The sequence below is a fragment of the Paenibacillus sp. FSL R5-0623 genome, from assembly GCF_037974265.1.
Classification (GTDB): domain Bacteria; phylum Bacillota; class Bacilli; order Paenibacillales; family Paenibacillaceae; genus Paenibacillus.
In genome coordinates, this window is record NZ_CP150233.1 from 5541293 (window position 1) to 5553158 (window position 11866).

General features: G+C 46.7%; 7 protein-coding genes. 1 reads left to right on the plus strand and 6 read right to left on the minus strand.

Annotated elements, in window-relative coordinates:
• Nucleotides 1-15: 15 nt before the first annotated feature.
• The 5 genes from MKY92_RS24370 to MKY92_RS24390 all read right to left on the minus strand — a co-directional run bounded on the left by MKY92_RS24370 (nt 16) and on the right by MKY92_RS24390 (nt 7030).
• Nucleotides 16-936, minus strand: coding sequence for a carbohydrate ABC transporter permease (locus MKY92_RS24370; RefSeq protein ID WP_221821009.1), 921 nt, complete (start codon nt 934-936; stop codon nt 16-18).
• Between the two features lie 23 nt (nt 937-959).
• A complete protein-coding gene (locus MKY92_RS24375) occupies nt 960-1889 on the minus strand; it encodes an ABC transporter permease subunit (RefSeq protein WP_036605780.1) in 930 nt (309 codons plus the stop codon).
• A gap of 77 nt (nt 1890-1966) precedes the next feature.
• Entirely contained in the window at nt 1967-3439 is a 1473-nt protein-coding gene (locus MKY92_RS24380; protein WP_339297944.1) for an ABC transporter substrate-binding protein, read from the minus strand.
• A gap of 281 nt (nt 3440-3720) precedes the next feature.
• Nucleotides 3721-5241, minus strand: a complete 1521-nt coding sequence (locus MKY92_RS24385) for a response regulator transcription factor (protein WP_339297945.1) — start codon at nt 5239-5241, stop codon at nt 3721-3723.
• Nucleotide 5242: 1 nt separating this feature from the next.
• A complete protein-coding gene (locus tag MKY92_RS24390) occupies nt 5243-7030 on the minus strand; it encodes a sensor histidine kinase (protein WP_339301903.1) in 1788 nt (595 codons plus the stop codon).
• A 254-nt stretch (nt 7031-7284) separates the two neighbouring features.
• On the opposite strand from MKY92_RS24390, the gene MKY92_RS24395 reads away from it, so the two are divergent.
• Nucleotides 7285-10113, plus strand: coding sequence for an endo-beta-N-acetylglucosaminidase (locus tag MKY92_RS24395; RefSeq protein ID WP_339297946.1), 2829 nt, complete (start codon nt 7285-7287; stop codon nt 10111-10113).
• Between the two features lie 123 nt (nt 10114-10236).
• On the opposite strand, the gene MKY92_RS24400 is transcribed toward MKY92_RS24395, so the two are convergent.
• Nucleotides 10237-11814 carry a class I adenylate-forming enzyme family protein gene (locus MKY92_RS24400; RefSeq protein ID WP_339297947.1) on the minus strand — a complete coding sequence of 526 codons (1578 nt, stop codon included), beginning with the start codon at nt 11812-11814 and terminating at the stop codon, nt 10237-10239.
• Between the last annotated feature and the right edge of the window lie 52 nt (nt 11815-11866).

An 11866-nucleotide genomic window follows, 5' to 3' on the forward strand; every position in this document is an offset into this window, starting at 1 on the left:
TATAGCAAGATCCGGTTATTCTTTGACCGCGCCCACCGTCAGACCCTGTACGAAATAACGCTGGAAGAACGGATAAGCGAATATAATTGGCAACGTAGCAAGCACAACCATCGCCATTCGGGACGTATCCTGCGGAATGGACTGCATGGCTGCCAGACTCATCGAACTGTTAGCAGAGTTCTGCTGGATAAACTGGATACTCGACTCAATCCGCATCAGCATGGATTGCAGCGGTACCAGATTAGGATTATCGATATATAATAACGCATTGAACCAATCATTCCAGTAACCGAGTGTACTGAACAACCCGATGGTTGCCAGTCCCGGCAAGGAAAGTGGAACCACGATTTTCATAAAGGTATAGAACTCACCGGCACCATCAATCTTCGCCGATTCAATGACTGCATCCGGTACACTGGTGGAGTAGAATGTACGCAGAATCATAATATAGAAGGCATTCATCGCCAACGGCAGAATCAGTGCCCATAACGTATCTTTCAATCCAAGCAGCTGGGAAACGACCATATAGGTTGGAATCATCCCACCGTTGAACAACATGGTCAGAATGGCAAAGATGGAGAAAAATCTCCGATACCTGAAGCTCTTGCGGGAGATCGCATACGCATACAGTGACATGAGAATCAGACTGATGATGGTACCAAGTACCGTCACCAGAATGGTAACTCCATACGCCCGCAGCAGCGTGTCCCCACTCTGCCAGACAAACTGATATGCCGCGAGACTCCATTCTGCCGGAATCAGACGATACCCATCACGGGCCAGTGCTTTCTCGTCCGTAAACGAGATGATAACTACAAATATAAAGGGAAATACACAGATCAGAGCAAATAGACCGGCGATGATGTTCATGATCACGTTCCATCCGTTGGATACGTGGTGGAAGTCGCGTTTTTTAACGAGCCTTGCTTGAGCCATAGTGGTTCACTCCTTTCCCTGTCCTAGAATAGGCTGCTGTCTTTATCTACTTTGCGAACAACATAGTTGGAGATAATAACAAGCACAAAGCCCACCACGGATTGATACAATCCCGCTGCTGTACTCATGCCGATCTCACCACTAGTTTTCAATCCTCGATATACATACGTATCAATAACATTGGTCACGGAGTATAACGTTCCCGAATCCCTTGGGACCTGATAGAACAGTCCAAAGTCTGCATAGAAAATGCGGCCTACGGCCAGCAAGGTCATAATCGTGATGATGGGTGACAGCAACGGAATCGTAATATTACGAATCTGCTGCCATTTGCTTGCTCCATCAATCATGGCTGCTTCATACAGCGATTTATCAATCCCCAGTATGGAAGCCAGATAAACAACGCTGCTATACCCGATGGTTTTCCATAACGCTACGAATACCAGAATATACGGCCAATATTTTGCCTCAGAGTACCACTGAATCGGTTCCATCCCGAACCAGCCAATAATCTGATTCAACATCCCGCGGTCCATGCTCAAGAAGCTGAAAGCGAAGTAACCAACGATAACCCAGGATAGAAAATACGGCAGAAACATGCCGGTTTGATACAGTTTGGCGAGTCGTTTATTCACTAGTTCCGAGAGCAGGATTGCCAATGCCACAGCAAATACCAGTCCCAGGAAGATAATGGCGATGTTATAAAAGAGGGTGTTGCGTGTAATGAGCCATGCGTCACTTGTGCTGAACAGGAATTTGAAATTATCCCAGCCAACCCATTCACTCTTCATCAGACTTGCCCAGAATCCTTCACGGCTGAATCGGTATTCTTTGAAAGCAGCCACTGTGCCCACAAGTGGCAAGTAGGAGAAGAAGAAGAACCAGATGGCGCCTGGCAGCACCATGAGCAGCATGACTCGGTTTCTAATCAGGTTTTTCAAAAATGTAGTCATTGTGGATATCCTCCTTCAGGCTTGAATGAAAAAGGACCGGACGCGATAAGCAGCCGCCCGGTCCTTACGATGTACTGTTACTTGTTTTCCGCTCTCCAGGCATCCAGCTGGCTTTGGGCTTCAGCCATTACTTTCTCCAGTCCGGCTTGATTGAACTTTTCAATCACTTGATCCAGATTGGCTGCCGGGTCCAGTGTACCTGTCATCAGTGCTGCCCAATATTGCTCTTTCACGTTCTGTACCGCCGTCAGTTCGGATGATACATTGCTTGCATCAAAGTTAAAGCTGAGGATCGGGGAATTGACACCTTCAGCGTTAAACTTCTTGAACTCATCCCATTTATTATCCGGGTCATTGCTGTTCAGATAGAGCAGCATGTTGTTCCCAAGGGAGTATGAAGGCATATCGTAGTTTTTCGATTCAGGCAGATTTTCCATATGTGTGTCATCCACTTTTTTGTAGTGTGTGCCCTCAATACCGGAGTCCACCATATTACGCAGCACAGGATCTGTATTCAGCAGGTTCAGGAATTCCATCGCTTTCTCCGGATATTCCGAGTTGGCCGAGATGGCCATAATGGAACCTTGTACAGATGTATTCGTTATAATTGCTTCACTTGCAGGTGTTGAAACGACTTTATAACCGTAACTTGCAGACCATTGATTATCCGCGAGCGGCTGAGTCTGTGCACGATCCAGGAACCAGTTGCCCGATGTTGTCAGGTCGTTCGTGGAACCTGTTGTTGCCGCTTCTGCCGATACATAACCAGCCTTATAGTATTTGTGCATCGTAGTAAGTGCTTCTTTCATTTCAGGTGTTTCCAGTATGTTTACAAGCTTATAGTCTGTTGTATCCAGTTTGATTGCCATTGGCAGATTCTGAATGACATAGTCATAAGGCACGTAAGGAACATAGTTTTTATCCATGGCAAATGGTGTTACACTCGCCTCGTTTTCCTTAATTGTTTTGAGCAGAGGCTCCAGACTGTCTAACGTACGAACGCCAGAGATGTCCAGTTTGTATTTATCAACCAGCATTTGGTTAAAGCGCCATACCTCTTGTTGAGGCAGCTCTTTGTTGGCTGGAATTCCGTAATTGTGTCCATCTACCTTGGAACCGCTTAGGAATGCAGGATCAATGGTCTTGGTAATATCCTGGCCGTATTCAGCAAGCAGGTCATCCAGTTCAAGGAATGCACCTTTTCTGGCATTTTGTACATAATCGAATCCACCAGAAGAAGTGAACAGAATGTCCATTGGCTCACCGGATGCTACGTTAACCTGCATCTTTTGCGGGTAGTCACCCCAGTCAACCATCTTCATCGTTACCGTGGCATTAATTTTCTCTTTGGTATACTTGCTGACTTCTTCCATCACTTTATTGACATCTTTCTGAGGGGTACCGATGGTATACCAGATCAACTCTACCGCGTCATCTCCAGCTCCCCCGGATTCTGAAGCATCTTTGCTTCCTCCACAGGCACTAAGAACAAGTGTAACGGCCATTAACAATGCAAGAACGAGTGAGAAGCGTTTTCTTTGTTTACTCATTTCTTTGATCCTCCCTTTTCGTGTTCCCTTAGGCTCTACTTACTAACTGCTTTAACCTTATCGAATGAAAGCATTTACAAAAAGAAGATAAACTTAAGTTTTCGAGGTACAAATTAAAGAGAAATCGTCCTTGGGCAACTATTTTGTACCTGTTTAATTAAATCGCTTACATGATAGAGACATGCCGGGTAACGTATGCCATGATTTTCATCCATGCCATTCCTGTTCCCGATATGTCTCTTGGCTCTCTGTCCGCATAGCTGGATCTACCCGTCACCGAATTAACCAAACACCTTAAAATCAGTTGGTGAAATCCCCACATATTTGCGGAACTGCTTATAGAAATACCCCGTCTCCCAATACCCCACATTTCGGGCGATCTCATGTACCTTCAGATTGGAATTACGCAATTGCTCCTTCGCACGTTCAATCCGGTATTTATTGATGTATTCGGCAAATGTCTCCCCGGTCTCCTTATGGAACAATTGTCCCAAATACACCGGATGCAGATGATAATGGGCACCCAGCAGTTTCAGAGAAAGCTCTTCTGCGTAGTGTTTGTCGATATGCTGAAGGACTTGGTTTACGATTGGATTTTTCAGATCCTGCAATAGGGATTGGATCGTCTGAGACCCAACCTGCTGAAGCGCCCGCACGAGTTCATCAAAAGTACCACTGTCCAATACAAGTTGAAGCCCTTGTTGGTATATGGCAGACTCATCCGAGTGTTTGATGCTCTCCAGTTCCATTTTGAAGCGAATCACAACTTCCAGTGCGGTATTTTGTAACTCCCCAGGTGTAAGCCCATCGCGATGCTGTTCAAAATCCATGCGAATCCGGTCGGCAAGTTGTTCTGTATTGCGGGACAGAATCAGTTTCGCGTAATCCCTCCAGTCAATGAAGAAGGACGCTGCCGAGTTGCCGCAACGATCCAGAATGGCATGGTCGATGACTTTCAGATCGGGATAGATCATCACGTATTGGAGCGCCTTCTTTGCCTCTTCATAACTGGCCGGCGCATGGTATATCCCCTTCATCAACCTGCCCGCACCAATACGTACCGCAGGATGTGTAACTGAGATGGCATCGGATAAAGCCTGAAGACCATCCATTAACTTCTGTTCCTCATCCTCGTTACCCTCGACATTGGCAACAATGACGAGATCACCATCGATGTCATGAAAGACATTCAGATGGGACTTGTCCTTCAGCATCTCCTCCACACGTTCAAACATGCCGAATGTTTGCCCTTTGTCTTTGTCACGCAATATAGCGACAGCCACATCCGAGGCTTCCAGAGAAAGGTTCATAAACCGTGCACGTTCCTCAAATTCGGTAGCTGCAATCTGTCCCGTAAGCCATCGATGAAGAATGTTATCTTTTAGAATCTGAATGCCATACGCATCATCGGCTTGAGGTGTCACTGTATGATCCAGCTTGGACGCTGTATTGCTCAGCGTGGATTCCAATTCCTCCACATTAATCGGTTTGAGCAAATAGTTTTCGATCCCCAGCTGCATGCCTTCCTTCAGATATTCGAACTCATTAAAACCACTCAGGATAATGACTTTCATCTCAGGTTGCACTCGCCTTGCTTCCCGAATCAGGTCAAGACCATTCATGAGTGGCATGGATATATCCGTGATCAGGATGTCCACAGGCTGAGAGGAGAGCGCTTGTAACGCTGCCTGCCCATTACCTGCATGGCTCACAATTTCCATACCAAATGAAGACCAATCCACAATATCGTATAACCCTTCAATGATGAACGGCTCATCGTCCACAATAAACACCTTGTACATGTTAAACTCCCGTCCCTTCTGTATGTGGATAACGCACCCTGATCCGTGTTCCCTCACCGAGGGTGCTCTCTATGGTGATACCGAACTCTGGCCCATACAGGAAGCGCAATCGACTATGAACACTGCGCAGTCCGAACATCTGACCAGACTCTTCTGGACGTTCCAGTTCTTCAAGGATTTCCGTCAGGCGTGCCGGATCAATGCCTTTACCATTATCTTTGATCTCCACCTGCATCACATTATCCGTCTCTTCCACAACAATCGATAATCGGTTATCCGAACGTTCCGTCTGAATGCCGTGCACGACATAATTCTCAATGATGGGTTGCAGCGAAAGTTTGACCACAGGATGTTGATAATATGCAGCATCGATCTGGATCGTATATATGAAAATATCCTTGTAGCGGATTCGGAATAACTCCAGATACAAGCGGCAAGCTTCCATCTCATCCTTCAGCGTGTAATTCTTCTTCTGCTGTACCAGGCTCTTGAACAATACGGATAGGCTATAGATCATCTCGCCAACATCTCTCGCCCCCTGGGATATCGCCCTCATCCGAATCACTTCAAGCGTATTGTAGAGAAAATGAGGGTTGATGCGCGCCTGTAATGCGACCAGCTCGGTCTCCTTCTGTTTGATCTCGGCTTTGTAGACCCGTTCAATATACAGATTCAGCTCATCCAGCATGTCGTTGAAGCTATGTGAGATCTGCCCCAGTTCATCATCTCGCGGATCGTCGATGCGAGCCGTCAAGTTGCCATATTTCACTTTTTGGGTGAAGCGGATAATTCGACGGGTTCGTTTGGCAAAGTTAATAATGAAAAATGCCGGAACCAGCACGGCAAACAAAATACATACGATACTGATCGAGATAATGGTATTGCGAATGCCCGCATAGGTTTCAGCCATCTCTTCTACCGGAACGGTGCCAATGACTACATAACCCTGATCCGCGGAGACAAACTTGTTCACGTACATGTTCTGCTCCTTTTTCATTGAATCCATATCCGTCTGATCAAACAGGGAATCGGCCACATTCACGTAGGGGTACTTCTTCCCGTAATACTGATTGTTGGAGTCAAATAACACTGTCCCTTTCGCCGATAACACCACGATGTCTCCCTTGAGATTACTCTCGTAGTTATCCAGCGCGTTACCGATTCCCTCCGAGTCAAAGAAAACAAGAAATTGGCCCAGATTCCGAAGAGTCTGTGTATTGTTAATTGGTACGCGGATGGAGTAGAGCGCAGGGTCCCATTGATTGATCTCTTTGCGAATCCAGTAATTGGGTGCACTGATATTGGGCGTTTCCATCGCCATCACGTCCGGTATATAGGAATGAGCTACATTGGCGTCCAGCTTGCGGAACTGCTTGTGTTGATTAAAGGCAGACAGATCCTGCTGCTCAGCGCTATACAACATGAGTTGGTTAATCTGCGAATTACGATCCATAATATTTTGAAAATGTTTCAACACATCGGCCGAATAGTCGTCCTGATTGGCGTAATATCCATTCGTCATGTGCTGAACATATTCAGCGTAGGAGTGATTCATCAGATACGTAATGTTGGCGGAGAGTGCCTCATTCTGATGCATGTCCCTCACCATGTTTTGTACTGATTCATACTGCTGATGAATATAACGATCCACATGTTCCATCGCTGCTTTCTGGATCGCCAGTTCCCGGCGAATCGTGGAGTCGGACACCGTTAGAAAGATGATATAAGACAATGTAATGATCGTGACAATCGATATCATCGAGAAGGTCAGGAGCATTTTCATAAACATATTATTTTTGAAGAAATTATTGTAAACGCTAACAATTTTCAAGTCGCATGTTCCCTCCGATGCTGTTTTCCTGACTTGAATTATATCACCAGGCTTCTGACATTAACTTGTCACCCGGAACTTTTCTTTAGTTTATATCTGTGTTTCTTTAATTTCACCCTATTTAAAAACGCTTTCATCCACTATCGTTAACCATAAGTTTAGCTTTGTGTAAAAGAATACCTTACATTCATTCCACTTGAAGGAGGAACAGCATGACACGCAAACTCAAACCAAAAGCCCTCATTCCCAAGGTAACGGCCATGATCCTGACTACGGCTCTGCTTGGACAAGTTGTTGCATCATCCGTTTATGCCGGAGACACGCTCCCTTACACCGGTGAAAGTGCCAAAGGGGTGAATCAGCCCTATCAACACGGGTACACCTCGGCCCAGATTCTGAACTGGACACCCGAAAGTGATATCCATGGCGATTTACTTCGTGCCCATGTTCCCTTGCAGCCCCGTAATGAATCATTCGCTGCCACACAGGCTTATCCTGAGCTTAGCCCGGACACCCAACTGTTCACAATGAGTGGGGATTACGGCAATGCATTCTTCGATAGCACACCTTATACCAATGAATTCAGCCAGTACCTCTTTAATTATTGGCAATATACAGACTACTATAGCTATTGGCACGGCATGGCCTCTGCGGGAGTACCTGAGGAGCTGTATGACCCGAGTAAAGAATGGACGGAGAAATACTTCGAGTTTGGTATTTTGAACATTCCGAATCCGGCCTACACCAATGCAGCCCACAAAAATGGCGTCAAATCCATTGCCAACATCTTTTTCTCGGACAATGACCGTGGGCCACAAACCTATAAACAAATGCTGATCCAGGATGAAAACGGTAATTTCCCTGTGGCCGAGAAACTGGCCGAGATGGCGAAGTACTACAACTTCGATGGATATTTCTTCAATCAGGAAGAGGTTGCCCGGGGTGTAGCCCCTGAGGATATCGCTTCCTACAAGAAATTCATGAAATATCTAAGAGATAAAGGCCTGTACGTTCAGTGGTATGATTCCACCATCAATACAACAGGTAAGATTCAATACCAGAACCAATTCAATGGGCTCAACAGTCCCTTTGTGCAGGATTCCGTTCTCGGCAGAGTCTCGGATTCCATCTTCCTGAATTATGTGTGGAACCACAAGATGCTCCGCGATTCCCGTGATCATGCCCTTAGTCTGGGACTGGATCCACTGGAAACCGTATTTGCTGGTGTCGAAGGTGGACATGACAAATTCGGCCGCTGGAAGCAATCCTATGACCTGCGCCATAACCTGGATGAGAACGGTCAGCCTATGAACAGCATCGCGACATTGGGTGCTGACTTCACCCACAACGCTCTGGATGAAGAGATGGGCGATGGCAGCACCAATCACCGAGCTGAGGATGAGTACCAGTGGATGACCTTTGTACGCGATCGTGCCTGGTGGTCTGGTCCAAATCAAGACCCAACGGATGCACGTCGTAATGCATCTGCTGATCTGTCGGATGTGTATGCTTCCGGTTCAAATTGGGATGGAATCGCTGCGTATCTGACCGAACGCTCCGTTATCAACGGCTCCAATTTTGCGACCAGCTTCAATACAGGTCACGGCCTGAAATATTATGAAGACGGTGCTGTCTCGAACGATAAAGAATGGTCGAATATCAACATTCAGGATATCCCTGTCACTTGGCAATGGTGGATGGATAGTGAAGGCGACAAGCTCAGTGTTGATTTTGACTATGGTCCCTCTTATGAGAAAGGCGCAAGGTACAACTATGACTCCATTGGCGCGTTTAATGGCGGCAGCTCTCTCGTGGTGAACGGCACACTGAACGCGGAGAACTTCCTGCGCCTGTACAAGACCGACCTGTCCGTCAACGGACAATCGAAACTGGAACTGACGTATAACAAATCGTCGACTAGTGACACTTCTTCCCTGCATGTTGGGTTGATCTTCGAAGATGATCCATCCAACGTGGTCAACGTAAATGTTCCTAATTCAGGCCAGCATACGGAAGGCTGGAAGACAGCTTCGCTTGATTTGAGCGCCTATCAAGGCAAAACCATTGCCGCTATGGGACTATCCTTTGACCCGAATGGCGAGTCTATCGAGAATTATCAGATGAATATTGGTGAGATCCGTATGTTCGACGGTTCAGCGGCTGTACCGGATGCACCGACCGGATTCCATATTGCCAAAGCACTGACCAACACCGATGAACTCGTTGTCGCATGGGACATGAAGGACTATTCAGAGGTCAAACAATACAATTTATATGAAAATGGCGCCTATGTAGGCGGCGTGTATGATTCCACTTTTTATATCAAATCGCTAAAACAGCCTTCTGGTGAACTGTCCATTCGTGCTGTTGGTGCAGATGGTACCGAAAGTGAAGCAACCGTCTTGCCTTATGATCTGAATGCAGCCGTTCAGAATATGGATGTGAAATTCAAAAAGAATGGCGATGCTATTGTAAGCTGGAAAAACCCAAAAAAAGCAAAAGATTCGGGCAAAGATAAAGATAAAGATAAGAATACCGGTAAAGACAAGGATAAAAATAAAGACAAAGGTAAAGGCAATGAGTCTATTCAACTCACACTACAAACCGAATACACAAAAGAACCTTTCACCAAGTCACTTCAGGTCAAAAAAGGAAAACAGTCTGCCGTCCTGACCGGACTTCCGACCAATGGTGAACATTACGTGCTGAACATTGCCATTGGCGACCAAAATCCGGTGACCCACACCGGACAGCTCGCAGATCTTCAGATTACACCATACGCCAAGGAAAAGGTGACGGTAAAATATGGAAAGTACACATTAGCCCTCCCGGATCTGGAGGACTGGTACAAGATCTATGTATATGAAAATGGGGTGGCAAGCGAGTTCGGAGTCACTTATGTTTCGCAGAAATTCCCGTATATCATTCGGGGAAGAACGAAGCTGAGTGAACTGACCTTCACGCCATCGTCCAGCAACAGCTCATTGAAGCTGGTCATTGAAGATTATGCGGGTAACCAGGCTACTACGATTTTGAGGTAACACTGCAAGGTATTTTCGTGCCCGCCTGCATAACAGAAAAGAAACGTACAGCCCTTCACTTCCCAAAGGAAGTTGAAGGGCTGTATTTGTTGATCTCAACTGCCTTTTGAACACCATTTTCCGTTAGCGTAGTCTTTCGGATAATATTGAGGATAGATGCTTGCGCAACCGCTTTTTGTCTATTTTATCCACAGCTGTTCTGGGCAAAGTATCCACAATGAACAGTTGAGTCGGCCATTTGTACCGAGCAATGTGTGGCTCACAAAACGCCCGCACTTGTGTCAGATCCAAACTGTCACCGTCCCGTAACACGACGAAGGCGACGAGTTCCTCGCCTTCGTCGGGAAGAGGATTTCCAATTACGGCCGCGTCGATTACCGCCTCATGGGTCACAATAACATGCTCCACTTCGGCACAGAACACATTGGAACCGCCGACAATAACCATATCCTTCAAGCGATCAAACACATAAAGGTAGCCTTCGACATCCAGGCAACCGACATCCCCAGTTCGAATCCAGCCATCGGACATGGTCTCGGCAGTAGCCTCCAACTGGCGCCAATACCCCAGCATGGTCTGTGCACCTCGAACAACGATTTCTCCAGCCTCGCCCGTAACTGTCTCACTTCCGTCCGTATCTAATATCCGAACTTCAAAGGCCTGCTCACCTTGGGCAGCCAAGTCAGCAGGACGACCTACGGATCGAAGGCGATGAGGATCGCCAATATGCTGAGCAGGAAAAAGGCGGCTTATAGACATTCCACATTCCGCTTGTGAGTAGTTGTTCACAATGATAACTTCAGGAAATTGCGATACGACCTCCTGTAGTGTATCCGGGGAAATAATGGACCCTCCGCAGCCAATAAGCGATAGACTCTTCAAGTTTCTACCTCCTACGGATGCCTCGCGGGTAAAATCACGAAGCAGTTGGCCTACTGTGCTGAGTTGTGTAATCTGATCACGTTCAACAGCTTCCATAATGAGGTGTACATCCGCTGGGTATTCGTCTAGGAATACAAGACAGCCCCCAGCAGCCATGGTCGCCCACAGCTGGAACTGACCTACCAGATGGGATAAGTTGAGCACTAACACACGACGCTTGAGATCGTGACCGAAGCCTGCAGAAGGCGTAAGTTGATTCCAAGCAGCCATACCACGATGCGAATGCATGACCCCTTTTGGCCGACCAGTTGTCCCACCCGTATAAATAAGGACTGCCGTATCGTCTACACTTCGTTTGAAATGGTCTTTTGGAGAGAACGCATGTACCTGTTGTAAAAGAGCAGCGAGCGAACTGCTCTTCGTCCCTTCTTCGTCTGTCGTGAACAGTTTTGGACAATACCCAAGAAGCTTTACCGTGGCCATAGCGGCTTCGGCATGTTGGTCATCATGAATAATCATATGTGGTTCTGCATCCTTAAATATCGCAGCGAGTTCAGGCACTGTTAGCAAAGGAGACGGCACGAGCGGTATAGCGCCGATCCCAACTGCTGCATAAAACGCAACAACGAGCTGGGGATCTGGATCACCTAAAAGGACAAAGCGATCACCGGCCCGGAGTCCTTCAACATACAGAGCATGACGAAGTCTTTCAACTAGACTGTAAAGCTCCCCATAACTCATCGTTTGCCCATGTCTCATTAACGCAGGTTCCTCAGGGTACAGACTTGCTGCAATTGGCAATCGTTCGGATAGAAGCAAGCAATTACCCCCAACATTTAAATTTCCATTTCTCCGTTAAGAAAACTATGGA